At 65.6% G+C, this 23,742-nt stretch carries 26 protein-coding genes; 3 read left to right on the forward strand and 23 right to left on the reverse strand.

Annotated elements, in window-relative coordinates; genetic code table 11:
- Positions 1-130 precede the first annotated feature (130 nt).
- Entirely contained in the window at positions 131-367 is a 237-nt protein-coding gene (locus OVY01_RS20245; RefSeq protein WP_267849377.1) for a hypothetical protein, read from the forward strand.
- A gap of 69 nt (positions 368-436) precedes the next feature.
- Here the strand turns inward: OVY01_RS20245 and OVY01_RS20250 are convergent, their stop codons facing one another.
- The 13 genes from OVY01_RS20250 to OVY01_RS20310 form a co-directional block, all read right to left on the reverse strand.
- Complete coding sequence (locus OVY01_RS20250) at positions 437-2,260, reverse strand: vWA domain-containing protein (protein ID WP_267849378.1); 1,824 nt, start codon at positions 2,258-2,260, stop codon at positions 437-439.
- The gene (locus OVY01_RS20255) at positions 2,257-3,030 is read right to left on the reverse strand and encodes a TadE/TadG family type IV pilus assembly protein (RefSeq protein ID WP_267849379.1); all 774 of its coding nucleotides are present in this window, start codon (positions 3,028-3,030) and stop codon (positions 2,257-2,259) included. The genes OVY01_RS20250 and OVY01_RS20255 overlap by 4 nt, the downstream gene beginning before the upstream one ends.
- Positions 3,027-3,518: a TadE/TadG family type IV pilus assembly protein gene (locus OVY01_RS20260; protein ID WP_267849380.1), complete on the reverse strand. Its 492-nt coding sequence runs from the start codon at positions 3,516-3,518 to the stop codon at positions 3,027-3,029. The genes OVY01_RS20255 and OVY01_RS20260 overlap by 4 nt, the downstream gene beginning before the upstream one ends.
- On the reverse strand, positions 3,515-4,390 hold the full coding sequence (locus OVY01_RS20265; RefSeq protein ID WP_267849381.1) for a tetratricopeptide repeat protein: 876 nt from the start codon (positions 4,388-4,390) through the stop codon (positions 3,515-3,517). Before OVY01_RS20265 ends, OVY01_RS20260 begins: the two co-directional genes overlap by 4 nt.
- A 41-nt stretch (positions 4,391-4,431) precedes the next feature.
- Positions 4,432-5,394 (reverse strand): type II secretion system F family protein, encoded by a 963-nt coding sequence (locus tag OVY01_RS20270; RefSeq protein ID WP_267849382.1) that lies wholly within the window; start codon positions 5,392-5,394, stop codon positions 4,432-4,434.
- Positions 5,391-6,362, reverse strand: coding sequence for a type II secretion system F family protein (locus tag OVY01_RS20275; protein WP_267849383.1), 972 nt, complete (start codon positions 6,360-6,362; stop codon positions 5,391-5,393). The genes OVY01_RS20270 and OVY01_RS20275 overlap by 4 nt, the downstream gene beginning before the upstream one ends.
- The gene (locus OVY01_RS20280; protein ID WP_267849384.1) at positions 6,359-7,819 is read right to left on the reverse strand and encodes a TadA family conjugal transfer-associated ATPase; all 1,461 of its coding nucleotides are present in this window, start codon (positions 7,817-7,819) and stop codon (positions 6,359-6,361) included. The genes OVY01_RS20275 and OVY01_RS20280 overlap by 4 nt, the downstream gene beginning before the upstream one ends.
- Positions 7,816-9,036 carry a CpaE/TadZ family protein gene (locus OVY01_RS20285; protein WP_267849385.1) on the reverse strand — a complete coding sequence of 407 codons (1,221 nt, stop codon included), beginning with the start codon at positions 9,034-9,036 and terminating at the stop codon, positions 7,816-7,818. Before OVY01_RS20285 ends, OVY01_RS20280 begins: the two co-directional genes overlap by 4 nt.
- 28 nt (positions 9,037-9,064) lie before the next feature.
- On the reverse strand, positions 9,065-9,460 hold the full coding sequence (locus OVY01_RS20290) for a CpaD family pilus assembly lipoprotein (protein WP_267849386.1): 396 nt from the start codon (positions 9,458-9,460) through the stop codon (positions 9,065-9,067).
- A gap of 10 nt (positions 9,461-9,470) precedes the next feature.
- A complete protein-coding gene (locus OVY01_RS20295) occupies positions 9,471-11,018 on the reverse strand; it encodes a type II and III secretion system protein family protein (RefSeq protein ID WP_267849387.1) in 1,548 nt (515 codons plus the stop codon).
- A complete protein-coding gene (gene cpaB, locus OVY01_RS20300; protein ID WP_267849388.1) occupies positions 11,018-12,025 on the reverse strand; it encodes a Flp pilus assembly protein CpaB in 1,008 nt (335 codons plus the stop codon). The genes OVY01_RS20295 and cpaB overlap by 1 nt, the downstream gene beginning before the upstream one ends.
- A gap of 13 nt (positions 12,026-12,038) precedes the next feature.
- Positions 12,039-12,509, reverse strand: a complete 471-nt coding sequence (locus tag OVY01_RS20305) for an A24 family peptidase (protein ID WP_267849389.1) — start codon at positions 12,507-12,509, stop codon at positions 12,039-12,041.
- 109 nt (positions 12,510-12,618) lie between these two features.
- On the reverse strand, positions 12,619-12,816 hold the full coding sequence (locus OVY01_RS20310) for a Flp family type IVb pilin (protein ID WP_267849390.1): 198 nt from the start codon (positions 12,814-12,816) through the stop codon (positions 12,619-12,621).
- A 332-nt stretch (positions 12,817-13,148) separates the two neighbouring features.
- Here OVY01_RS20310 and OVY01_RS20315 point away from each other — a divergent pair, with 332 nt between their 5' ends.
- Positions 13,149-13,592: a CHRD domain-containing protein gene (locus OVY01_RS20315; protein ID WP_267849391.1), complete on the forward strand. Its 444-nt coding sequence runs from the start codon at positions 13,149-13,151 to the stop codon at positions 13,590-13,592.
- A 70-nt stretch (positions 13,593-13,662) separates the two neighbouring features.
- On the opposite strand, the gene OVY01_RS20320 is transcribed toward OVY01_RS20315, so the two are convergent.
- From OVY01_RS20320 to OVY01_RS20355, 8 genes are all read right to left on the reverse strand, one after another.
- Complete coding sequence (locus OVY01_RS20320; protein WP_267849392.1) at positions 13,663-14,412, reverse strand: urea carboxylase-associated family protein; 750 nt, start codon at positions 14,410-14,412, stop codon at positions 13,663-13,665.
- Positions 14,409-15,224, reverse strand: coding sequence for an amino acid ABC transporter ATP-binding protein (locus tag OVY01_RS20325; RefSeq protein ID WP_267849549.1), 816 nt, complete (start codon positions 15,222-15,224; stop codon positions 14,409-14,411). The genes OVY01_RS20320 and OVY01_RS20325 overlap by 4 nt, the downstream gene beginning before the upstream one ends.
- Before the next feature lie 67 nt (positions 15,225-15,291).
- Entirely contained in the window at positions 15,292-15,972 is a 681-nt protein-coding gene (locus tag OVY01_RS20330; RefSeq protein WP_267849393.1) for an amino acid ABC transporter permease, read from the reverse strand.
- Positions 15,972-16,655, reverse strand: a complete 684-nt coding sequence (locus OVY01_RS20335) for an amino acid ABC transporter permease (RefSeq protein WP_267849394.1) — start codon at positions 16,653-16,655, stop codon at positions 15,972-15,974. Before OVY01_RS20335 ends, OVY01_RS20330 begins: the two co-directional genes overlap by 1 nt.
- 6 nt (positions 16,656-16,661) lie before the next feature.
- Complete coding sequence (locus OVY01_RS20340; RefSeq protein ID WP_267849395.1) at positions 16,662-17,297, reverse strand: urea carboxylase-associated family protein; 636 nt, start codon at positions 17,295-17,297, stop codon at positions 16,662-16,664.
- Positions 17,298-17,309: 12 nt separating this feature from the next.
- A complete protein-coding gene (locus OVY01_RS20345) occupies positions 17,310-17,927 on the reverse strand; it encodes an urea carboxylase-associated family protein (RefSeq protein WP_267849396.1) in 618 nt (205 codons plus the stop codon).
- Between the two features lie 29 nt (positions 17,928-17,956).
- Complete coding sequence (locus tag OVY01_RS20350; protein ID WP_267849397.1) at positions 17,957-18,817, reverse strand: transporter substrate-binding domain-containing protein; 861 nt, start codon at positions 18,815-18,817, stop codon at positions 17,957-17,959.
- A gap of 205 nt (positions 18,818-19,022) precedes the next feature.
- A complete protein-coding gene (locus OVY01_RS20355; protein ID WP_267849398.1) occupies positions 19,023-19,181 on the reverse strand; it encodes a hypothetical protein in 159 nt (52 codons plus the stop codon).
- A 31-nt stretch (positions 19,182-19,212) separates the two neighbouring features.
- Here OVY01_RS20355 and OVY01_RS20360 point away from each other — a divergent pair, with 31 nt between their 5' ends.
- Positions 19,213-20,031 (forward strand): MurR/RpiR family transcriptional regulator, encoded by an 819-nt coding sequence (locus OVY01_RS20360; RefSeq protein WP_267849399.1) that lies wholly within the window; start codon positions 19,213-19,215, stop codon positions 20,029-20,031.
- A gap of 52 nt (positions 20,032-20,083) precedes the next feature.
- Here OVY01_RS20360 and OVY01_RS20365 read toward each other — a convergent pair whose 3' ends face one another.
- Both OVY01_RS20365 and OVY01_RS20370 read right to left on the reverse strand, forming a co-directional pair.
- Positions 20,084-21,925 (reverse strand): ABC transporter ATP-binding protein, encoded by a 1,842-nt coding sequence (locus OVY01_RS20365; RefSeq protein ID WP_267849400.1) that lies wholly within the window; start codon positions 21,923-21,925, stop codon positions 20,084-20,086.
- Complete coding sequence (locus tag OVY01_RS20370) at positions 21,915-23,657, reverse strand: ABC transporter ATP-binding protein (protein ID WP_267849401.1); 1,743 nt, start codon at positions 23,655-23,657, stop codon at positions 21,915-21,917. Before OVY01_RS20370 ends, OVY01_RS20365 begins: the two co-directional genes overlap by 11 nt.
- Positions 23,658-23,742 lie beyond the last annotated feature (85 nt).

Consider the following 23,742-nt stretch of genomic DNA (forward strand, 5'->3'; position numbering starts at 1 on the left):
GCCGAATGCGCGGGCACCGGTGCCGGTGCGTGGCGCCGGTGCACGTGGGCGGCTATCGCGGGAGCATGCCACAATGACCTACCGGGTCGGCAAGAGCCGGCTCCCGCTTTTCTTCTACCCAGGGCAGACCATGAGCAAGCAGATCGCATCCGCGGACGAGATTCAAAAAGACATCAACGGCCAGCTTCAGGCCGCCGGGCTGGGTGACGGCTACCGCGTCGGCAAGCCCGTGCGGCTCGTGCCGCCGACGCCGGACGGGCACAACTGGCATTTTCTGGATCTGCTGACGGGGGATGTCGAGCAGATGGCGGTGGTGACGCGCGTGCTGTCGGACGCGCGGGGGAAGTATGTGTTGGCGGAGGGGTAGGGGGCGGCGTTTTCCCCGCCACCCCTGCGCTACCGCTCGCGTCACGTTGGGGTTTCTACGTTTTTCGCGTCATTGCGTCAGACGCAGGATCCCCAGGCTGCCCGCGATCTGCTGGAAGATCGTGTCCAGCGCCGCGCTATCGGGAGCGTGGTAATAGTTTCCCGAACTCGCGCAACTTTGCATGGTGCTGGCCCCCGTGGTCGACACGGCGCCGAAGGTGATCGCGTAGATCGTGATCCCGCTCTGTTTGATCGCGGCGCACACGCCGAGTTGAAAATCGTTGATGTCGTTCGAATAGCCTTGGCCATCGCTGGGCAGCGGCATCGTTTCGGTATAGTCCATCGTGGCATTCGCCAGGGTCGTTCCGTCGCTGCGGGCAACGGTGGGCGCGGGAATCTTATTGGTGCCTACTCCGGATAGACCGTTGAAATAAAGATCGTTGGGCAGGTGATACTGTTTGCCCATCTGGTTTTCGCCATCGGTGAGGACGATCATCACGCGTTGCAGACCCGGCGTCGTCTCCGGTTTGGGAAAGCTGGTGTCGCTGGAGATCCAGCCGTTACCACTTCCCGCGTTGTCACCCGACCAGGACGAAGAGAGCATCCGCCAGCCCCATAGAATGCCCACCGGGATGATGGTCGAACCGTTGGGCGACATCGCGTTGATGCCGTTTTTCAACGTCGTTGCGTTGTTGGTGAGAAAGGTGACCGGATGCGCGATACAGTCGGTATTCTGCGTTACGGCAGTCGTGGCGGAATTGCTTTTGGTCACGGGTGCCTGGTCGAAATAGACGCCGATGCCGTTGCCGATCTGGTTGCCGGTGAACCCGCAGACATTGGCTTCGCCGCTCGTAAGAAGATTGAGTGGCACGCTCGTGGCGATGGTGGTGGCTTGCGGCGTGGCGTTGCACGTCGGGAAATTCGAATAGGTGCGCACTGCCAGGCCCGCGGGCGGGACGTTGTAATAGTAGGGCGTGAACTTCATCGAATCGTTCGGGCTGTACGGTTTTGGATACAGATACCCGTTGCCGTCGCGTGGCTCGGCCGTACAGCCGCCCCAGGATGCCATATTGACGTTTTTGCTGTTGTAGCTGAACGTGGGTGACAACCAGCTGCCGCCCGCGGGCAGCGCGTTCAGGACGTTGACGGTGGTGGCGAACGGCACCAAGCCGATGTAGCTATCGGCGCTGCTGGCCGTCAGCAGATCGGTCACCAGGGTATTCGCCGCCGCGTGCAGCCCGTCCATCTTCGTTACGCCGTTGATCGATTGGATCATGGAGCCGGTATTGTCGAGCACCATGACCAACTCAAGCGTGCTCTTGGGCAACGCGAGCGCGGAATTGGTGACGGAAACGGTCGTGGTCGCCACGGACAGGGCGCCGGTGGTCGCTGCGCTGGCCGTTGCCGCGTTGTTGCCCACGCTCACTGTCAAACCGGACTGGCCAAGGGTGAACGGCGCGATCAACGATAGGCTGCCGGTGGCCGACAGGGCGATTGTTCTACCCGTGGTGGCGTCTCCGACGACCGTCGCCGTGAAATTCTTGTCCGGCATGGTGACGTTGGCATAGCCGGCGGACATGTTGGCGTTGTAATAGGCGCGCGCGTCTGCCTGCCACTGTGCGAGGTTGCTGCCCGTGGCCGTCGCGAAACGCCGGGCCTCGCCCCCCGCAGACAGGGTGGCGACATCGAGCGCCGACTGCATCCGCGACAGCGTCATGCTTTGATCGATGGTATCCAGTGCCAGGCAGAGCGTTGCGATCATCATCCCGCCGCACACGGCGAACAGTATGGTGACGGCGCCGTGGTCGCCGCTGCACAGCGCGGCGATGCGGCGATGAACGCCTGCAAGGCGGCGCGCGGACTGGCGAAATCGCTTCCGGAATCGGCTGCTCACGATGCGGCCACCAGCGGTAGCGCGTTGCCGGCGCGTTGTCGCACATAGACGCGACGATAAATCGTCTGCGTGCCGGGCGCAGCGGACCATAGACCCCGGGTCATGGAAAAGGGATCATACGAATAGAACACCTCGACCACGATCGCCGAGTCCCCGCTGCGAAACGGCCAGGTGGATGGCAGGAGATTTTTGGCCGTTTCCTGCGTGACCATGCCTTTGGCGGTCCAGGGCGCCTGCGCCTGCCAGTACAGCTGCGGCGTGCCCATTGCCGTCAGCGACTGCCACTGCGCCGCGGCCGTGCCGCACGGCGTCGTAGTGGCGTCGCAGATCGATGTCACCACGACGCCTCCGCCCGCGCGTAGCGGCGATGGCGCGGCGACCAGCGCTGCGGCGTTCCATATCGCCCCGAGATTGCTCGAGTTACTTGTGGTTTGGTCGTTGATGACCTGCGACATCTGGCTGATCGAATCCGCGATCGTGAATGCCGTGTGTTCCACGCTGCTCACGGCGCGCATGTAAAGATACATCTCGCTGAAGCCGAGCATGATCAGCAGGACGAGCGGCGTGACGATCGCCAGTTCCACGCTCACGCTGCCGCGGTCCGAGCGCAACGGACGGCGTATCAGTCGCGGCAGCAGGCGGCGCAGGATGGCATCGGGCCGCGCCGGGCCGCGCGTGACACAACCCTCGGGAAGCGCGCTGGATCCGAAAGAGCAGGAGTGTCGCCGATCCGGCCGCGTCGCGGGTTGCCGTTCGCCTGGCTTTGTCATTTTTCGTTCTGTACGATGTAGTTGCGCTGAAAGGTCATCGTCGACATTCCGAGAAGCTGGGGAATGCCGGAAACGCCGGGCGTGGTCAGACTCACCGTGTAGGACACGACATCGCCCAACCCGCCCAGCCCCGTTGTGCTGTTCGTCGATCCCACGTCACCGTAGGATGAATAGGCGGTCTCGACGATATTGACGCTGGTGTGCGGCAAATTGGTCCAGGACCCCAGTATCTTCATCACGATGAGCTTCGCTGCGTCCGCGCGCGTGCCCGTGGTCGGCGCGACGGTAGTCAGCCCGTAACGCGAAGCCGACTGCGCCGCATATTCCACGCGTGCGTCCATGATCATGTCGATGCCGAGTTCGATCGTTCCCAGGATCATGAACAGCAGGAAAGGAGCGGCGACCGCGAATTCGATCGCCGTGACGCCACGGCTGTCGTGCAATACCGCCGACCATGCCGTCAGACGTTGACGCCATCTGCCTTTCATCGCACGGCGCCCGCTTGCACCGTGTCTACCGACGAGACCTGCTGCTGGGCCATGCGTTTACGCTGGATCTCGTAAAAGCGCAGGTTGTCCTGGACCGACGCCTGCGGCAGGTCCTGACCGAGGATTTCCGCAGCAGCCTGGCCATTTCCCATCAGTCCATAAGCGAGCGCCAGATTCTGGCGCGCCTGCGCGGGGGCGTTCGGGTAGCGGGTCACGTCGAGGAGAACGTTGGCGCCTTGCCGGGGATCGCCCCCGAGCACCAGCGACAGTCCCAGATTGACGCTGAGCAGCGGGTCGCCGGGATGCGTGGCCAGACCGCGTCGCAGGACCGCCTGGGCGGTGGCGTGCTCGCCTTTCATGTCCAGCGATACGCCAAGCGCCGACACCGCCAACGGATCGTCCGGTGTTTTCGAAAGGATCTTGCGGGATGCGGCGATCGCATCGTCGAAGCGACGCTGCCGGATCGCGACCCGGGCGATGCCGAGCAGGGGCAGGGACGCATCCGGATCGACGCGACTGGCCTGTTCGAAATAAACGCCCGCGCGCGTGAAGTCGCCCACGCTGTACAGGGTATTGCCCAAGCCCGTGAGGCCGGGAACGGAATCCGGATTGGCCTTCACCACGCGTTCGAAAATGGTTCGCGCCATTTCGATATTGCCCGCGTCGAGCGCCACCTCGGCAATGCGCAGTTCGCTCATCGTGCTGGGCGAGTGGTTCAGCGTGCTGGATTGGGTTGGCGTGACGTGGGTCGTGGTGGTGCAACCGGCCGCCGCCGCGAGGACGACCGCGCCCAGCACGGCGCATGACGCGTGCCGTGCGGGGCGTGTCGACGTGACGATGCGCGACGGCCGCGAGGCGTCGTCGAGTGTCATGGAGCGTTCTGCGGGCCTGCGGCGAAGGAATGTGAAAGCGTTCATTTTCTGTTCATGAATTCGAGAAGCTGGATGACCGCCGGCCCGGCGGATATGGCCACCACGGGAGGCAGGATGAAAAGCAGCATCGGCACCACCATTTTCGGCGCAAGCTTGGCCGCTTTTTCCTCGAGTGCCACCACATGCGTGAGCCGCTCGGTGCGCGACAGGGTGCGCAGCGCCTGCGTGATAGGCGTGCCGTACCGCATGGATTGCGTCAGCGTCGTGATCAACGCCCGGATCGAGGGCAGGTCGATGCGCTCCGCGAGGCCGTGCAGCGCGCGGTTGGTGTCCCCCGACAAATGCAGTTCATCCGCGGTCAGCGAGAACTCGTCCGAAAGCGGCGGGCAAATCGTCGCCAGTTCGTCGGCGACGCGCCGGATGCTGACGGGAAAGCTATTGCCGGCGTTCGTGCAGATGATGAGGAGATCGAGTGCGTCGGGCAGGCAGGCGGCCATCAGCGCGCGTCGGCGCCGCGCACGCCACGTCATCATGTATTCGGGAACGATCATGCCGACGATGAAGGCGCCCATCATGGCGATGCCCCGCGCCACTGGATAGGGCCCCACCACCGGCAGACTGGAACCCAGCATGATGGTGGTGGCTGCGCAAGCCAGACCGAAGCAGAGTTTGACGGCAAGAAGAAGCGATACGGCGGTATTGCCGCGATAACCGCTGCGCACCATCTCGCGTTGCAGTTTGATCCGGTAGGCGGCATCGAACAGGGGAATGTTTTCACCCAGTCGCGCCATGTAAGCGAGCAGGCGCTGCCGCGGGCCGGGCGTGGCAGTCGCGGATCCGGACGCGGTGCCCTCGACGCGCATGTCGACAGTCGCTTCTTGCAGACGCATGGCGATACGTCTGCTTCGGCTGCCATGTTTCGTCATCCACCATATCGCCAGCCCAGCGAACAGGGCCAGCAGCATGATGAGATTCAACAGCCTATCGACATTCGGTCCACTCATCGCGATGTGTCCAGTTTCGACATCCGGCCGATGAGGATCGTGCCCAGCACCACGGAAATCGCGGCGAACGTCAACAGTTTATGGCCGGCTTCCCGGTTGAACAGGATCATCAGGTAATCCCGGTTCAATGCGTACATGCTGAGCAGGATGATGACCGGTATCGCGGCCAGGATCTTGGTCGTAATGCGGGCTTCCGCCGTCAGGGCTTTGGCTTTCTGCCGGATCTCCTTGCGGCTCCGCACGATGCCCGACAGGTTCTCCAACGTTTCCCCGAGTTGCCCCCCGGTCTCGCGCTGCAGCAGCAGGCAGACGCAGAAGAACGAGAAATCGGCGATATCGATGCGTTTCGTCGCGGTGGCCAGCACGTCGTCGAGCTCGCGACCCAGTTCGAGCGAATCCGACATCAGGTCGAATTCGTGCTTCAGCGGATCGGACGCGTCCTGTCCTGCCGTCGCGAAAACCTGGGTGACCGGAACGCCTGCGCGCACCGCCCGTATGATGGTGTCGATGATGTCGGGAAAACCGTCCAGGAAGCGGCGACGGAAACGCTCTATCAGGAAGCGGTACGTCCACGTCATCGCGATCAGCGGCACGCCGACCAGCAGCACCGGTTTCGACCACTGCGGCAAGGGCATCCATTGCGTCATGGCGAAGGCAATAGCGATTGCGCTGACCACCGCGACGCCCACGGTGCGTACCCCTTTCTTCCCGGCGACGGTGTCGAGACGAAGTAGTTTCGGCGTGAGCCAGCGACCCATGCGTCCCGATTGTTTTTGCAGCGTAAACATCGCGGCGTCATGGTCGCCATCGCGTTCCGGCACGGAGAGATCGCCGAATATCTCGAGCATGCGCGTATGGATGCGTCCTTCCGGCCGCTTGTTGCGCAGGTCCTGGAGGATGAAGAACATCCCGCCGCAGATCAACGCCCCGAAAAACGCGCACAACGTGACCAGATTGACCATGCTCATGGCTTCATCGCATCCAGTAGGGCCTGCTCGAGTCCGTAATACGCCGCGCGCGGCGCGAAGGCGGGCCGGACGGGCGTGCATTCGAAAACACCCTTGACCTCCTCGCTATAGGCCGTGGCGTCGTAACGGAACGTGAACAGGTCCTGCGTGATGATGACGTCGCCTTCCATGCCCGCCAGTTCGGTGACGCGGGTGATGCGGCGCATGCCGTCGCGCATGCGTTCGATCTGCACGATCAGGTGGACCGCGCTCGCGATCTGCCGGCGAATCGACATCAAGGGCAGATTGCCGTTGGCCATCATGACCATGCTTTCCAGTCGCGTCAGCCCGTCACGCGGCGTGTTGGCGTGGATTGTCGTCATCGAGCCGTCATGGCCGGTGTTCATCGCCTGCAACACGTCGAATGCCTCGGCGCCGCGCGTCTCGCCGAGGATGATGCGGTCCGGGCGCATTCGCAGCGCGTTGCGCACGAGATCGCGTTGCGCCACCGCGCCAAATCCCTCGGCGTTTTCCGGACGCGTTTCCAGGCTGACCACGTGCGGCTGCACGAGGCGCAACTCGGCCGCGTCCTCGATCGTGATAGTGCGTTCGTCCAGGCCGATGAAATGGGAGAGCGCGTTGAGCAGCGTCGTCTTGCCGGAACCCGTACCGCCGGAGACGATGATGTTGAGCCGGCACGTACTTGCCAGCTTGAGCACCGTGGCCATCGCTTCGGACAGATTGCCCTGCTGGGCCATGCGTTGCAGCGTGATGTTACGTTTGGAGAACTTCCGGATCGAGATGCTGGCGCCGTGGATCGCGAGCGGCGGCAGCACGACGTTCACGCGGCTGCCGTCGGCGAGCCGCGCATCGACCATCGGACTGCTCTCGTCGACGCGGCGCCCGACGCCGGCGGCGATGCGTTGCGCGACGCTCGTGACGTGAGCGTTGTCGCGGAACTTGTAAGGGGTCAGTTGCAACCGCCCGTGACGCTCCACGTAGACCTGGTCGGGACCGTTCACCAGCACGTCGGTGACGCTCTCGTCGGCAAGCAGGGGCTCGATCGGACCGAGGCCGAACATGTCGTTGAGCAATTCGACGACGATCTGCCGTTGCTCGGAAATCGTGATGTTGAATTGTTCGCGCTCGGCGATGCCGACGACGAGTTGCTCGACGCTCGGTTTCATCTGCTCCCGGGTCCGGCCGATGGCCGCCGAGGCGTTCATCGCATCGAAGACGCCGTTGCGGATGACGCGGAACAGTTCCGAGCGCACCAGCGCTTCGTTGCCGTCGCTGCCGGTTATCGAGGGCGACGGGCTTGCCGGATTGCGTGCGGGTGCGGCGGCTCCCGACCCGTCGGCCCGCGAAAGCTCACCGCCGGACGGCGACGCCGTCACCCCGGCGCTCGCGGCGGGGATGCCACCGGGCGTGGCTGCCGGCGTCTCCCGTTCCAAAATGGGTTTTTGTCCGAACTTCATTTTCCACGCAGCCGCAATTTTTGCATGAGGGACAGCGACGGTTCCTGGCGTTGGCCCGTCAAGTCGTTCGCGATCTGCTTGATGGCATGACGAAAGCCATGCTGCGTCCTGTCGCGCAGCGATTCGCCGAGGTTCTCGGAAATCGATAGCGATTTGGGCTCGAACCGTATCTCGTGCAGGATCGGCCGACCTACGCCAGCGACGATGTCCTGCGTTCCGACTTTGCCTGCGGCGATCGCATTCGGATGGTTCAGCACGAGCGATGTGGGCGGATTGTTGTCGCGATTCTCGATGTAGCGCAGCAGCCGCGTGGTCTGCCGCGCGGCGTGTACCGTCGCATCGGTGACGATGTAGGCGCGCGACGCATGATCGAACGCTTCCTGGCCCAGCAGCGCCGCCGGGTCGTGGATATCGAGCAGCACGTAATGGAAGCTATCGCTCAGGATTTCGAGAATGCGGGCGAGCGCGCCGGGCGCGACCGTTATGCGCTCGCGCAGATCCATTTCGGCGCTCAGGACGAACAGGCGGCTGCTTTTTTCGACCATCGTGCGCTCGACATATTGCGGATCCAGCCGGTGCACGTTCTGCAACACATCGATCAAGCCATTGTTGCTCTTCAATGCGAGCAAAGTATTCGCCGCGCCGCCGTGCAGGTTCAAATCGATATACGCGACGCGGCGGTGCGTTTCCTCGGCAAGATAGCGTGCCAGGTTGACCGTCAGCGTGGTAACGCCGACGCCACCCCGCGCCCCCGCGAAGCCGATGACTTTGCCCACCCGTGCCGCGACGACGCTTGTAACGCGCCCGTGCGACAGATCGACGGTCCGGCTGAGCAGTTCGACCGTCAACGGCTTGACCAGGTAATCGCGGATGCCGATTTTCAGCAGGCTGCGGAACAGGCCGACATCGTTGCGCTCGCCCAGCGCCACCACCTGGACCGATGGCTCGCACACCTGCGAGAGCCGCCCAAGGTCCGATAGCGGCATCGCCGAGCGATGCAGGTCGACCATCAGGAAAAGCGGCGAGCGTTCGGCTTTTTCCAGGTAGGCGATCGCCTCGTCGATGCCGCCCAACGCGATGTGCACGTGCGGCATCGCCTGCTCGAGCACGAAACGTTGCAGGACCTGTTCGGCCTCGCGATCCGCGACGAAGGCGATGAAATCCGTGACCTTGGGCGTGACGCGCGATTTGAGAAGACTGCTGTCCGCGGCGATCATGACGGGCTCCCGCCGAGAGAAATAGGCATCATTTCGCGTCCCGCGTGGTGGTGGTGTCGATTTTCATTACATGGCCGGTCTGGTAACGGCGCACGGCGCTCGCCGCCACCGCCGCGTCGGCGGGGCCAACGGGTTCGGGCGCGACCACGTCCTTGGGGTTGGCGATCTGCGCGGCCAGATTGGTATAGGTCGCACAGCCCCACTGCATGCCGGGCCGATGCAGTCCGCCGTCGGTCAAGAGCGAAGCGCGCGACAGGGCCGCGCAATCGGGAGGTGTCGTGCGCGTGCCGTCGTAGCCGATGACCGACGCGTCGGGCATGCCCATGGGCGGCTTGAAGCATCCGCTCGTGCTGACTGCGATGCCGCACAGCAGGAGGAGGGCCAGCGTGCGCGCCCGGGCGCGGGTGGAAGGATGGAGAATCATCGTTTGCGACTCAGTAGACATAACCGGCGGCGCCGACCAGGCGTGGATCGCTGGGCTGGGGCGCCTGCGTGCTCTGCCGCCCTAGGCTGTATTCGACATCGCTGCTCGCGGAGGTCAACGCTTCGAGCGGCGTGCGCAGCTTGGCCGGATCGGTCGGGTTGACCAGGTAAGGCGTCACCGTGATCACGAGTTCCGTTTTATTGTTCGTGTATTTCGACGAAGAGAACAGTTTTCCGAGGATGGGTATCGACCCAAGTCCGGGTATCTGCGAGACGGTATCGGACGTGGTGCTTTGCAACAAGCCGGCGATCGCGAAGCTTTGCCCGCTGCCCAGTTCGACCGTGGTGTCCGCGCGCCGCACGCTCAAGCCGGGAACCGTGATGCCGCCGGTGGTCACGCTGACGGTGGAGTCGATCTGGCTGACTTCGGGCCGCACTTTCAGACTGATGCGATGGTCGTTCAATACCGTCGGCGTGAAATCGAGCTTGACGCCGAATTGCTTGAATTCCACCGAGACCGCGCCGTTCGTCTGCGATACCGGAATGGGAAATTCGCCGCCCGCGAGGAAGCTGGCGGTTTCGCCCGACAGTGCGACCAGGTTCGGCTCGGCGAGCACGGTGATCAAGCCTTCCTGATTCAGCGCATCGATGAGCGCCTGGATATCGGTGCTGCCGGTCGAGAAGCCCGCGAAGATCGAATAGGCGTTGTTGGTGGCGAGGTTGACCGGATAAACCGTCGAACCGGTCGCGCTGGTGAGCGGTTGCGCGTAGTTGTAGATGGCGCGGCCGCTATAGACGCCGCCGACAAAATTCCCGACCGCCTTACCCATCGATTGCCAGTTGATGCCCAGTTCCTGGGTGACGTTGCGATCGACCTCGGTGATCCGCACGCGCAACTGAATCTGCAATGGCTTGGCGATCGTCATCTGGTTGACGAGGATTTCCTTTTCGGCGAGGAAGGGCGTCAGCGTCTGGACGATCGCGTCGGCGTTGGCGGCGCCGCTTGCCTGTCCCGAGATACGCAGCGAACCATTGCCGACGTCGAGCTGCAGGTTCGTGCCGGGAAAGCGCGTTTTCAGCATGCCGCGCAATTCCTCCATGTCCCGCGCGACGGTGACCGTGCGCTGCACGAGGGTCTGGTTGTGGCCGCCCATCACGTAAAGCGTCGTGGTGCCGGGTTTTTTGCCCAGGACGAAAACGCTTTTCGGCGACGGCACATGGACGTCCGCGATCGTGGGATCGACGACGAAGACCGAGGCGGCGTCCTCGTTCAGCCTCAGCAGCGTGCCCTTGCCGGCGTCGAGCAGCAACCGGTCATTGCGATGCGCTTGTTCGTCGAGCGTTGCTGGCGGCGTCGCCGGGACCGTCACCGCGCGGTGCGCGTGCGAGCCGGCGGCGTACGCGAATCCCGGAAGCGCGAGACCGGCGCAGCTGGCGGCGGCGCAAAAAGCCCGGAACGCGCGCGTGGGTAGAAAAGACAGACTGTTCATGACGTCCTGTTTTGGCAGGTGACGGTGGTGAAAGCCGAGCGCGGCGGCGAGGGGGATGATGTATCGCATCAGCGGGCCATCGCCACGGCGGGGGGCAGGGGCGGGACGCCACCGGTGATGCTGCCGCTGCCGCTGCCGCTGCCGTTGCCGCTGCCGTTGCCGCTCTGGCTGCCGCTGCCGGCCGTCGTATCGCTTTTTTCGGAGCCGCGGTAAATGGTTACCGTGCGCGGCGCGGGCGGCGCGACGGCGGCCGTGATGTGCACGGCGCGCGGTGCCGGCATGTCGTTCAGGGCTCGGGAAATATCCTTCGACCAAACCGGCGGCGGCAAGGTCGCCGATGCGGCGTTGCCGCTCGCGGCGCCAGCGAGCGCGTACGGATCGCGGGACGCGGTGGCGAAACTGCGCAGCGCGAGCGACAGGCTGCCGAGACGGGCCGCCACCGCGATGACCTCGCTCATGCGCGGGGTGACTTCCAGCGTCACCGTGCGGGCACGCTGACGCGTGTCGCTCGCGTCCCCGGTCTTCGGACGCAGTATCTCGGAACCGGACGCCAGTACGCGCACGTGCTCGACGACGGTTTCGCTCGCGACCGAGTGGCCGGATGTGTCGTTCTGGTGCTCGAGCATCTGCGTGAGCAGCAGGTCCACGTAGTCGCCCGGTTCGATCAAACCGGCATTGCCCGATACGTCGTCGACGGCGACCGAGACCGCCCGCATGTCCGGCTTGAGCGTGGCGGCGAGAAAGCCCGGCGCGCTGGGCAGAATGACGTCGTCCGCCAGAAAGACCGTGCCCGCGGTCACCGGGTGACGCAGCAGCGCGCCTTTGATCTCGACCGCGTTCGGCGTGTTGGCGACGATCGCGCCGGCCGGCACCTTGCCGGTCGGCACCGCTTGCCAACGGAGGTCGTCGTCGCGCAGCAGCAGGCCCTGCGGCAGATCGGCCGCGCTGATGCGCACCTTGACGGTGTCGACGGGGCGCGCGGTCGACTCGGTCGTTTTCGAGACGACGGTGCGAACGATCAACGCGAGCAGGATTGCGCCGACGATCAGAAAAGCGAATTTGATGATGTTGGACATGGAAAGCGTCGACCTATCGCGTCAGGAGCGGAAGCAAGGCGGGGAGAACGATCGTGGTGCCGCCGCCGAGGGCAAGCGCCACGCCGTAGGGCACTCCACGTCGGCTGGAGAACAGTGCCAGGACGCGGCGCGTCGCGGAACGCTGTGTCGCATCCAGACGACGCGTGGCCAGACTGACGCAGGACACCAGCGTGCCGATCACGGAGATCAGGCAGAGCGTGGGCAGGGACAAGGCCGGTCCGGTCCACAAAAATATGATGGCGGCGAGTTTCGCGTCGCCGCCGCCCAGCATGCGCGCGGCGAACAGCAGCGCGCAGATGGCGAAAACGCCGCAGGCCAGCAGGGTATGCGCCAACAGGCTGGCACCGGGCATTCGCACGATCGCGGCGTCGACGAGAAACAGCGCGCCGATGGCGAGCACGATGCGCGTCGGCAGGCGCCGCTCGCGCACGTCGATGACCGCGAGCCAAAGCAGGGCGCACAAGACGAGGAGACGAAGGGCGAGGGATGACCAGTGCACGGCGACGACACCTGGAAAAAGGGAAAGGAGTTCGGCGTGACGCCACCGAACCCGGGATACGGCGGTTGCTGACTTATTTACCCGCGGTGGAGGCGGTGCCTTGTGCGGTCGTGACGTTGGTGAACATCGTGCTGAACATGGTTTTCACGCTGGTACTGAACGTGGCGCCCGCGGCCGCCAGAGCGACCACCACGATTCCGGCGAGAACCGCGTATTCCATGGCGCTGACACCGCGCTCGTCGCGAATGAAGGCTTTCAAGAGCTTCGACATATGTTTTCCGTTGAGGGTAGTAAACCGATTGCAGTTTCGAAAGTGAACTGGCAATGCAGATAGCGGCCGGTGGAGAAATTACTTTAATAAAACGTCTGATTCGTTTTCGCCGAGATGTGAGTGGATTGATTCCAGACGCGAAATCGGGCCGGCAAGGCCGATAGCGGCCGAGTCATGGGAATCTTTAATAAGGCGTTCGCTTCAATCGGATGTTCCGACAGTGTTGCGCGGGGTGGATTGGGTTAGGATGGTTTGGGAGAGGCGCGGAAAATACGTCGTCCGGACGGTTGTCCTCTTGCCATTCCGCATCCATCCACCCCGGAGAACCCCGCATGTCACCAAAAATCCTAGCGTCGATCCTCGCCGTCAGCGCCAGCCTCGCTGTCGTCCCCCTGGCCGCCTCCGCCAAGACCGTCCATTTCGGTTCGACCCTGAACACCGCCCAGGAAGTCCCGCCGCACGGCACCGAGGGCACCGGCACGCTGAAGGCGACCTACAACACGGTGTCGAAGGCGCTCGATTACAAAGTCAGTTACGACAAGCTGACCGGCCCGGCGACGGCCGCGCACTTCCACGGCCCCGCCGCGCCGGGCGAGAACGCCAAGCCGGTGGTGCCGGTGCCGGCCGACGCGCTGGCGAGCCCGATCAGGGGACACGCGGTGCTGACGGCCGAGCAGGCGAGCGATTTGATGGCGGGGAAGTGGTACTTCAACGTGCACACGGCCGCGAATCCGGGTGGCGAGATCCGCGGTCAGGTCGAACAGACGAAGAAGTAAACGCCGCGGAGGGGCGGGCGGCGGGAGGGCACGCGGAGGAGGCGCCGGTCTGGCGGCCGGCGCGGGCGTGCTACGCCCGAGACGGTACCCATGAGCAGGTGCCCGGCAAGTCCGGGAAACCGTCGTCGAGCACCGCCAGCGCCACCGGCTTCGGCGTGTTGTCGCCCTGTCCCTGAATCTTGACGATGTCCTGCGGACACGCGGAAAACGCGACGAAACAGTCCATATCGGCGCGCAGCGTGATGGCATCGCCCGCGCGCGTGACGGTGGGCAGCGTATGCAGCGTGATGCCGTCGGGCTGCACGCGGATATTCATGAAAATATTGAACGACGCCAGATTGGCGCGCGGCGGAGTCACGCCCAGCGCGAACATGCCTTCGAACATATTGTCGCAGCAGTTCCGGTGATAGCCGCGCACGCCCAGCAGTTCGTAGCGCTTGCGGTCGCAGGCGGCCATGAAGGTGTCGTGGACGCCGGGCGTGGTGTCCTCGACGACGGTCAGTATCGGATGCCGCGCGTTGGTGACGAAGCTGTCGCCCACGACCGGGTTGAGCCGCTGGTTCCAGACCCGGGTGGTTTCCATGCACATGTATTCGTGAAGATCGTAGGCGTTCCACGCCCAGCAATCCACCACCTGCGTGCCATGGGTGTTGATGACGCGCACGGCCTGACCGGCCCGCAGCCGCAGGGCCTTGCCGTGGCCGGCGGGGACGATGTGAAGATTGCCGATGTGAAGGTTGCCGCCATCGGCGTGCGGGGCGTCGGGAGCCGTGCCGGCGTCGGCGAGGGGGGAAGGCGAGGCGCGATCGGTGGGGGTCATGGGTGAGCCGGTTGGGAGTTGAATCGATGCAGGAACTGGCCTAGCCGTTCCGATGCGGGATGGTCCAGGACGTTCCGCGGCGCGCCCTGTTCGACGATGCGTCCGCCGTCCATGAAGATCACGCGGTCGCCGACGTCGCGCGCGAAACCGATTTCGTGGGTCACGACGATCATGGTGGTCGAGGTTGCCGCGAGCCCGCGCATCACGGTCAGTACTTCACCGACCAGTTCCGGATCGAGCGCGCTGGTGGGTTCGTCGAACAGGATGATCTCGGGCGCCATGGCCAGCGTGCGGGCGATGCCGACGCGTTGCTGCTGTCCGCCCGACAGGCTCGCCGGATAGGCGCCGTGCTTGTGGCCGAGTCCCACCTGTCGCAGGGCCTCCACGGCGCGGGCACCGGCGTCCAGGCGCGAGCGCCGCTGCACGGACAGCAGACCTTCCATGACGTTTTGCAGCACGGTGAGATGCGGCCAGAGATTGAAGCTCTGAAACACCATGCCGATGCGGCTGCGCTGGCGCCGGATGTCCTTCTCCGGTCGCGGCGCGGCGCGGCCGTCCGGAAGGTCGCGCATGCCGATGCGTTCGCCCCCGATGCGGACGATGCCGGCATCCGGCGGTGAAAGCCAGTTCAGACAACGCAGCAGCGTCGACTTGCCGGACCCGGACGGCCCGAGCACGCAGACCACTTCGCCGCGCTGCACCGTGAAGCTGACGTCGTCGAGGATCCGCTGCGCACCGAAGGATTTGACGAGGTTCGTCACCTGCAGGGCGGGGAGCAGGGGCGAGGCATCGGTGCCCGGCGGTGTCGTCATGGCGTTCTCGGACATGAGGGTCTGCGTCGAATCCGCGGCATTGACGGGATGCATGGGGCGCGTTCCTTCAACGGGACAGGGCGGGAAGCGGCGCCGCGGTGCGGCCCAGCCGTTTTTCCCAATGGCGGCTTGCCGCATGGAGGGTCGCGGTCGCGGCCCAATAGACGAGCGCCACCACCAGATAGACTTCGAGCGGCGCGTAGGTTTCGGATACGGCCTCCTTCGCGGCGAACATGAATTCGTGAACCGAAATGATCGACAGCAGGGCCGAATCCTTGAGGAGGCCGATCGCCAGACCGGTCAGGGTGGGCAGCAGCAGGGGCAGGGCTTGCGGCGTGACGATGCGCCAGCCGATCGCCCAGGGCGACATGCCGATCGCGGTACCGGCCTCGACGGTGCCGGCCGGTACCGCCGCCACCGCGGCCCGAATCACTTCGGCGATATACGGTGCGTAGTACACGGCGAGCGTCAGCGTGCCGACCAGCCGGGCGGGCAGCAATACGCCGAATGCCGGCAGCACGAAAAACGCGACATACAGCACGACCAGGAGCGGCAGCGCCAGCGTGATGTCGGTGTACAGGCGCAGCAGGCGGGCGAGGAATGTTCCGCCGCGGCGCTGTCCGGCCAGCAGGACGATGCCGAGCACGCCGGCCATCGTGCCGCCGAGAAGACAGAGCCACAGCGTGTCGACGAAGCCGCGTGCGAGGCCGCCCCACTGGCCGTCCAGGGCATGAATGTCGAAATGCATCATGCGGCTCCGCCGGTGGTGCGTTGCGCCCGCAGGGCGCGTTCGGCGCGCCGGGCGAGATGGATGACGGGCAGGGCGAGCGCCAGGTAACCGACGCCGACCAACAGCATCACCTGCGTCGAAAGATAGGTGCGGGCGATGATCATCTGTCCGGCGTAGGTCAGTTCGGTGACGGCGACGACCGAGGCCAGGGGCGTGGTTTTGAGCAGGATCGTGAATTCGTTGATCAGCGCGGGCAGGCTCGCGGTGAGCATCTGCGGCAGGGCGATCCGCCACCAGATGCGCCAGGGCGCCATGCCGAGTGCGACACCTGCCTCGAACTGGCCCGCGCCGACGACGCGCAGGTTGCCGCGCAGGATCTCCGCGGTGTAGGCGCCGCTGTTGAGCGCCAGCGCCAGCGCGGCCGCCAGCACCGGCCGCCCGCCCAGTCCGACGAGCGGCAGCGCGAAAAAGAGCACGAACAATTGCACGAGGGCGGGCGTGCCCCGCATGAAGCTGATATGGAGGCGCGCGAGCCCGCGCAGTGCCGGATAGGGGCCGAGTTGCAGGGCGAGCGCGAGATGCCCGAAAAGCAGGCTGCCGAGCGCGCCCAGCACGCTCAGTTCGACGGTCAGCAGCCAGCCGTCGAGCAAGGCGGGCAGGCTGTGCAGGATGCGTGGATCGAATCCCGGAGCGGCGTGCATGGGGAGCTAGAACGCGTCCAGGTCTTCGGCCGCGGACAGCGCGAGCGCGCCGGGCCGATCGTTGCCGGCGATGCCGGTACAGCAGGCGGAGACGACGAAGACCATGTCGCTTACCACGCGGCACGCGATGAAATCGCCCGCGCGCGTCACGTTCGGCAACGGTTCGATCCGGCCGTCCTGGTGCAGCGCGACGTTCATGAACAGATTGATGGGGTCGGGCAGCTTGGGCGGGGTGAGACCGCACCCGGCCACGATTTGCCGCACGGATTCCACGCAGCCGGTCTGATCCGCGTACCCTTTCGCGGCGAGAAACGCGGTGGTGGAGGCAGGCAGCAGCAGATCATGCCGGCCGCTGCTGTCCTTGCCCAGCACCATGAGCGCGCGCCGCCGGTTGCTGACCATGCGCATACCCGCCTGGAGCAGGTAGGAGTTGCTGAACACGCGGGTGTGATGCACCGAGAGGAAAACGTCGGGCTGGGCGCGGCTGAAGCCGAACAGCGCGGCGACCGCGCCTGCCTCCCGTGCCGCGATGCGCAGGATCTGTCCGCGACGGACCTCGATCGCGCGGCTTTCTCCCGCGGGCACGTGCACGTTCGAGCGCGCCAGCGGCGCGTGGACCGGGGGATCTTTCAGCAGCAGCATGGCAGGCTCGGCTCAGGCGGAAACAAGGGAAATGGCGATGTCGGTCACTTTCAGGCCATTGCCGGGGATGATGTCCTGCGGGCAGGACGACACCGCGCAGACGAGGTCCTCCAGGACCTCGAACGTGATGTGGTCGCCCGGCCGGCTGGTGGGGTCGGTGACGCGCATCCGGCCATCCGCCGTCACCGGACCGTTCTGGAAAAGATTGAACGGCTCGGGCACGTCGGCGGGCGAAATGCCGTACAGCGCGAGCCCCGCGTGCAGGTTGTCGAGACAGTTGCGGTGGCCTTCGACATTGAAATCGACGGTGAAGCGGGTGTCGTCGCAAGCCGGTACATTGGCGTCGTGCACGCCGACCGTGTCTTCGAGCACGCGCAGCAAAGGCCGGCCCAGCGATGAATAAAGACAGTCGCCGATCTCGAAAAACAGGCTGCCGAGCTGCCTGCGGGTATGCGTGGGAGACAGCTGTTCGGTCGGGTCGGCGTGGACGACGGCGACGAAATCCGCCGCCTGCTGGCCCGCCACATCGATGATCGACAGACGCTGTCCGCGTTTCGCTTCGAACGTGCGGCCGTGACCGGCCGGCACCAGCAGCGGCTCGGCGGCGTCGTGGGCCGCGGGGTTCGCCATGCAGGGTACTTCTCTGCGCATTGCCGTCCTCATTTCGTCGGGACGAAGTCGGCGGTCGGCGTGTCGAAGGTCACCCCCAGATGCGCCGCTTGCAGCTTCGCCAGTTCCCCGGACTTCTTCATGGCCAGGATCTGCTCGCTGATGGCCCGGTTCAGCCGCGCGTCGTCCTTGCGGGTCGCCCAGGCGATCCATTGCGACGGCCCCAGTTCGCCGCCGGTCCGTACCTTGCCCGCATTCTGCTTGACGACGCCCGCCAGCACCGTCATGTCGTCGAAGACGAAGTCGGCCCGGCGGGTCATCAGGGCGGACACCGTCTGGTCGACGCTGTCGACGCTCAGGATGGTGATGGGGGGCAGACCGCGTGCCGACAGCGTCTCGTTGAACTGCTTGAGGATCTGCTCCGGCGCGCTCGCGGCCTTGACCGCGCCGGTCAGGCCGGAGAGGGATTCGACGGTGGCGTGCGCGGGGACTTTCCGGAAATCGCTGCGCAGCAGCACGCCATTGACGGTCTTGCTGGTGGGCACGGTGAAGTCGAGGCGCTTCGCGCGCTCCGCCGTGACGTTCAGTGCGGAGCCTTCCATATCGAACGAGTGCGCGAGCAGACCCGGAATGATGCCGCTGAATGCCATGCGCTGATATTCGATCTTCACGCCCAGGTGTCGGGCGATCGCTTCGAGAATGGCCGGATCGTACCCGACGATGTGGTCGTTGTCGTCGGTGTACTCATACGGCGCGAAGGTCGGATCGATCGCCACCACGATCTTGCCCCGGCTTTTGATGTCGTCCAGGGTATCGGCGGCCGCGAGCGTCGCGTGGCCCACCGCCACGGCCGCCAGCAGCGCGGTCAGGGAGAAGGCAAGGGCGGATGAAACAGAACGGCGCGTGAGCATCGGTGCGGACTCCGGATGGATGGACGGTGTGCATGGCAATTGCAGGATCCATACCAAGGGCCCCGGCGGAAACGTCGATTTCGCATCTGTTTTTCAGAAACGTCTGTTTCTTATGAATTTAATTTGAAACGGAAGTTTCTCGAACGCCCGCGCCGGCAGGGCGTCGCGCCGGCGTTCGGCACCGTCCCGGTGCAGCCCTATCGCCTCATGTGGCAGGGCCGCCCGAAAGCGGTGCCTGCGCGGTTTCGCCGCCGTGCTCGGGTACGATGTCGTCCACCCCCGAACGGAATGTTTTTCCCATGCGAACCCGCCCCATGAAAAACCCGGCGAAGCCATCCACGAAAATCCCGACGAAAAACGTCAAGCGCGCGGCGCCGTCGATCGAAAGCCGGATCATGGAATGCTACGACGCTCTCCCGGCCATCCATCAACGTCTGGCCGACGTCATCCTGAGCGCGCCGGGTCAGCTGGCGATGCAGACCGCCACCGAACTCGCCGCAGGCGCACAGGTGTCGAAAGCCACCGCGACGCGCTTCTTCCAGAAATTGGGATATGCGTCCTACGAGGATGCCAAGAAGATCGCGCGTGCCGCGCAACTGGGTGGCTCGCCGCTGTATCTGCAGGAACGCGGCAGACGGAACAGCCGGCTCGACGACATCGTGCGCTCGCACCTCGAACACGAGATGGCGAATCTCTCGAACACGTATCGTTCCCTGGACGCGGCGGTTCTCGACGCGGTGGTCGAACGCCTGGCGTGGGCGCGGCGCGTGGTGATCCTGGGCTACCGGCACAGCCATACCATCGCGGCGATGTTCCGCCGCGAGCTGGTCCAGGTGCGCGGCGACGTGCTGGTATTGCCGGTGCCGGGCGACACGCTGGCCGAATACCTGGCCGAGTTGGGGGAGGGGGACATGGCCGTCGTGATCGGCCTGCGGCGCCGGGTTCCCGCGACCGGATTGGCCGCCGCGGCGCTGGCCGAAGCGGGCGTGCCGATGCTGTATCTATCCGACGTCATCGCGGGCAGACCCGCGCGTCTTGCGAATTGGGTGCTGCGCTGTCATACCGACGGTTTCATGCTGTTCGACAGCACGGTCGCCGTGGCCGCCCTGGTGAACCTGCTGTGCTCGCTGGTCGCGGAACGGCTGGCCGGCGACGGCAACCGGCATCTGCAGCGCGTCGAGGTCCTGCACGACCGGCTGCGGGAACTCGAATAGATCAAAAACCGCAGGCTGCGGACACGTTCCGCAGCGTGAGCACGGCGCGGCATCACCCCTGCAACTGCTGCAACAAATACAGCCGCTGATAGATCCCCCCCGCGATCAGCATCAGTTCGTCGTGCGAGCCCGTTTCGGCGATCCGTCCGTGATTGAGCACGACGATCCGGTCCGCCGAACGGATCGTCGAGAGCCGGTGCGCGATCGAGATCAGCGTGATCTTGCCGTGCAGCGCTTCCAGCGCGCGCTGCACGATCTGCTCGGTCTCGCTGTCGATATGCGAGGTGGCCTCGTCGAGCAGCAGGATGCGCGGCTGGCCGGCGAGTGCGCGGGCGATGGCGATCAGCTGTTTCTGGCCGCTCGAGAGGCGCGTGCCGTTTTCGCCCATGTCGGTGTCGTAACCCTGCTCCAGCGAGCGCAACAGGTCGTGAACGCTCGCGGCCCGCGCGGCGGTTTCGATCTGCGCCTGCGTCAGCCCCCGGCCCATGTCGATATTCTCGCGCGCGCTGGCGGCCAGTAGGAAAGGGTCCTGCGGCACCACGCCGACGCCGGCATGAAAGGCGGCGTCGCCCAGGCGCGCGAGGTCGATACCGTCGACGGTGATCGTGCCGTGCTGTGGCGCGTAGTACCGCAGCAGCAGCGACAGCAGGGTCGATTTGCCGCTGCCGGTATGCCCGACGATGCCGACGAAGCTGCCGGCGGGAATGTCGAGCGTCAGGTCCGCGAGCACCGGACGCGCCGGGTCGTAACCAAACCGCACCGCGTCGAAACGGACCGCGCCGGCGCGGATCGTCTCCCCGCTCGCCCCCGCCGTCACCGGGCTGAGGGGTTCGGCGAGCAGCGCGTTGACGCGCGAGGCGGCCACCACCGCCTGCTGCAACTGGCTGAACTGCATGGTGATCTGGATCAGCGGTTCGACCACATGCGCGATGTAGCTGACGAAGGCGTACAGTACGCCGATCTCCAGCCCGGCGAAGCGCTGCATGCCGAAACCATAGATCACCACCGCGAGGATCACGACATTGAGCAGGTCGAGCGCGGGCCGCAGCAACCAGGCGTTCGCGGCCAGTTCGGCGCGGCGGGCGTGGTAGTGGCGCTGGTTGGTGTCGGCAAAGCGTTGCGTGAAACGCGTCGCGGCGTTGCTGGCCTGCAGCACGCTCATGCCGGCGATCGATTCCGAGACCTGTGCGTTGATGTCGCTGCGCAATTGCCGCGCGCGCGCGACCGACGGCGCACTCCAGCGCTGGTATGCCCAGACGATCAGTATCATTGCCGGGAACAGCATCAGCACGATCAGCATCAGCCGCCAGTCGAGCCAGGCCATCGCCAGCAGCGCGCCGACCACGACGATGCAGCTGTCGAGCATGACGAACAGCACCTGGACGTACAGCGCCTTGACCGATTCGGTGTCGTTGGTCACACGGCTGACCAGCTGGCCGGTGATCGCGGTGTCGAAAAACGCCATCGGCAGGCGGATCACATGGCCGTAGACCTGTTCGCGCAGACGCCGTACCGAGCGCATCGCGACACCCGCGAGGCGCGTGAGTTGCAGGTAGCGCACGACGCCCGCCAAAGCGCCCACGAACAGGGCCCCGGCCAGCAGCGCGACGATCGGCGCCCATGCGAGCCGGTGGGGCAGCAGGTAATTATCGATATACGTTTTGCCCAGCAGCGGCGCGAGTGCCTCGAACAGCGCGGCCACCACCAGCCAGCCGGCGCCGGTGATGACGTGCCGCTTTTCCGGGGCGGCGGCGGCGCGCAACAGCGCGACCGCGGCGCGGCGTTCGTCGCGGGCGGTCGCGTTCGCGGCGGTGCCGGCAGACCGTGCGCGGGACTGGCGACGTTTGCCGGGCTCGCCGGGCTTGTGTTCGAGAGGCAGCGGGTCAGAGCGCATCGAGACTGGCCTCCAGTTGCTGGTAGCGCCATTGCCGCGCATACCAGCCGTCGTGTTCGAGCAGCGCGTCGTGCGTGCCGCGTTCGGTGATGCGGCCGTCGCGCAGCACCGCGATCTGGTCCGCGTCGGCGACCGCCGACAGCCGGTGACTGACAATGATGACCGTGCGCCCGCGCCGTGCCTCGCGCAGGTGCGCGAGAATCTGCGCCTCGGTGCCGGTATCGACGGCCGAAAGCGCGTCGTCGAGGAGCAGCAGCGGCGCGTCGGCGAGCAGCGCGCGGGCGATCGCGAGGCGCTGCCGCTGACCGCCGGAGAGGGCGACGCCTTTTTCGCCGACGGGCGTGTCATAGCCCAGCGGCAGGCGCCGGATGTCGTCGTCGACCGCGGCCAGCCGCGCTACCCGCGCGATGTCGGCCCGGCTCGCGTCGGGTCGCACCAGCGCAATGTTCTCCGCGACCGACGCCGAGAACAGAAACGGTTCCTGCGCCACCCAGCCGACGATGCCGCGCAAGGCGTCCAGCTGGTATTCCTCGATCGGAACGTCGTTCCAGGTGATCCGTCCTTCCTGCAGCGGGTACTGGCGCAGCAGCAGGCGCAGCAGCGTCGATTTGCCCGCGCCGGTGGGTCCCACCAGGCCGATCGTCTGGCCGGCCAGCAGTTCCAGCGACACATCGTCGAGCGCGGGCGTCTGCTGCTGCGGATAGACGAAGCGCAGGTTTTCGAAGGCGAGCGTGTCGGGCGCGATGCGCGTGAGCGTGCCGTCGTCGGGCACCGAGGGGCGTTGCGCGAGAAGGGGGCCGAGCCGCGTCCAGGCGGCCTTGCCGCGTTCGAGCAGCGACAGCACCCAGCCGGCCGCGTACATCGGCCATACCAACTGGCCGAGATACATGCTGAAGCTGGTGAGCTGGCCGATCGTCAAGCGCTGATGCCAGACCAGATAGCCGCCCAGGCCCAGCGTGACGACGGTCGACACGGTCAGGGCGATGCCGACCAGGGGAGAGAACGCCGCCTCCCAGCGCTGCGCTTCCATGCTGCTGTCGGCGGCGCCCGCGGCGCGGCGGGCGAATTCCTGGCCGTTGCGCGCCTGCAGACCCAGTGCCCGCACCGTGCGGATGCCGCTCAGCGTCTCCTGCACATGGTCGTTCAGACTGCCGAAACGTTCGAGCGAATCGCGCGACGCATGATGGATGCGTTCCGAGATGCGCCAGAAACCGAAGGCCATGAAGGGAAAGGGCAGCAGCGCCGCGAGGCCGAGCCGCCAGTCGATGCCGATCGTCATCATGGCAACCACCAGCACGAGCGTCGTACTGCCGTCGAAGCCGGCGAGCAGGGCTTCGCCGGCGGCCATTTCGACCGCGTCGATGTCGTTGGTGGCGCGCGCCATCAGGTCGCCGGTGCGCCGGCCGTGAAAGAACCCCGGACCCTGCGCGGCGAGCGCGCGGTAAAGTCGGGTGCGCAGCGTCGCGCCGAGCTGATAGGCGGCGGCGTAGAGCTGCAGCCGCCAGCCGACGCGCAGGAAATAGATCGCCCCGCCCATCGCGAGCAGGATCGCGAGTTGGCGCAGCAGGCCGCGCGTGTCGAGGCGGTGCGCGAGCAGCGCGTCGATGATGCGGCCGACCGTGCGGGGAATCAGCACGCTGAGGATCGCGACACCGAGCAGCATCGTCGCAGCCAGCAGGTACGACCGCCAATGCGCGCGGACGAAACCGGTCAGCAGGCGAAACAGGCTCATGGGGGGCTCGGCTTTTGGCAAGGGAAACGGCGTCGGGCAGGCGCGGCCTTGCCGCCCCAGGGGCGGTCCGGCGCGCGCCGTTCGT

This window comes from Robbsia betulipollinis, from assembly GCF_026624755.1.
GTDB lineage: Bacteria > Pseudomonadota > Gammaproteobacteria > Burkholderiales > Burkholderiaceae > Robbsia > Robbsia betulipollinis.

Bases quoted from the DNA above. Each gene is read 5' to 3' on its own strand.
- OVY01_RS20245 (WP_267849377.1), top strand. From the start codon at position 131: ATGAGCAAGCAGATCGCATCCGCGGACGAGATTCAAAAAGACATCAAC.
- OVY01_RS20255 (WP_267849379.1), bottom strand. From the start codon at position 3,030: ATGACAAAGCCAGGCGAACGGCAACCCGCGACGCGGCCGGATCGGCGA.
- OVY01_RS20260 (WP_267849380.1), bottom strand. From the start codon at position 3,518: ATGAAAGGCAGATGGCGTCAACGTCTGACGGCATGGTCGGCGGTATTG.
- OVY01_RS20265 (WP_267849381.1), bottom strand. From the start codon at position 4,390: ATGACACTCGACGACGCCTCGCGGCCGTCGCGCATCGTCACGTCGACA.
- OVY01_RS20270 (WP_267849382.1), bottom strand. From the start codon at position 5,394: ATGAGTGGACCGAATGTCGATAGGCTGTTGAATCTCATCATGCTGCTG.
- OVY01_RS20275 (WP_267849383.1), bottom strand. From the start codon at position 6,362: ATGAGCATGGTCAATCTGGTCACGTTGTGCGCGTTTTTCGGGGCGTTG.
- OVY01_RS20280 (WP_267849384.1), bottom strand. From the start codon at position 7,819: ATGAAGTTCGGACAAAAACCCATTTTGGAACGGGAGACGCCGGCAGCC.
- OVY01_RS20285 (WP_267849385.1), bottom strand. From the start codon at position 9,036: ATGATCGCCGCGGACAGCAGTCTTCTCAAATCGCGCGTCACGCCCAAG.
- OVY01_RS20290 (WP_267849386.1), bottom strand. From the start codon at position 9,460: ATGATTCTCCATCCTTCCACCCGCGCCCGGGCGCGCACGCTGGCCCTC.
- OVY01_RS20295 (WP_267849387.1), bottom strand. From the start codon at position 11,018: ATGCGATACATCATCCCCCTCGCCGCCGCGCTCGGCTTTCACCACCGT.
- cpaB (WP_267849388.1), bottom strand. From the start codon at position 12,025: ATGTCCAACATCATCAAATTCGCTTTTCTGATCGTCGGCGCAATCCTG.
- OVY01_RS20310 (WP_267849390.1), bottom strand. From the start codon at position 12,816: ATGTCGAAGCTCTTGAAAGCCTTCATTCGCGACGAGCGCGGTGTCAGC.
- OVY01_RS20315 (WP_267849391.1), top strand. From the start codon at position 13,149: ATGTCACCAAAAATCCTAGCGTCGATCCTCGCCGTCAGCGCCAGCCTC.
- OVY01_RS20320 (WP_267849392.1), bottom strand. From the start codon at position 14,412: ATGACCCCCACCGATCGCGCCTCGCCTTCCCCCCTCGCCGACGCCGGC.
- OVY01_RS20325 (WP_267849549.1), bottom strand. From the start codon at position 15,224: ATGACGACACCGCCGGGCACCGATGCCTCGCCCCTGCTCCCCGCCCTG.
- OVY01_RS20330 (WP_267849393.1), bottom strand. From the start codon at position 15,972: ATGCATTTCGACATTCATGCCCTGGACGGCCAGTGGGGCGGCCTCGCA.
- OVY01_RS20335 (WP_267849394.1), bottom strand. From the start codon at position 16,655: ATGCACGCCGCTCCGGGATTCGATCCACGCATCCTGCACAGCCTGCCC.
- OVY01_RS20340 (WP_267849395.1), bottom strand. From the start codon at position 17,297: ATGCTGCTGCTGAAAGATCCCCCGGTCCACGCGCCGCTGGCGCGCTCG.
- OVY01_RS20345 (WP_267849396.1), bottom strand. From the start codon at position 17,927: ATGGCGAACCCCGCGGCCCACGACGCCGCCGAGCCGCTGCTGGTGCCG.
- OVY01_RS20350 (WP_267849397.1), bottom strand. From the start codon at position 18,817: ATGCTCACGCGCCGTTCTGTTTCATCCGCCCTTGCCTTCTCCCTGACC.
- OVY01_RS20360 (WP_267849399.1), top strand. From the start codon at position 19,213: ATGGAATGCTACGACGCTCTCCCGGCCATCCATCAACGTCTGGCCGAC.
- OVY01_RS20365 (WP_267849400.1), bottom strand. From the start codon at position 21,925: ATGCGCTCTGACCCGCTGCCTCTCGAACACAAGCCCGGCGAGCCCGGC.
- OVY01_RS20370 (WP_267849401.1), bottom strand. From the start codon at position 23,657: ATGAGCCTGTTTCGCCTGCTGACCGGTTTCGTCCGCGCGCATTGGCGG.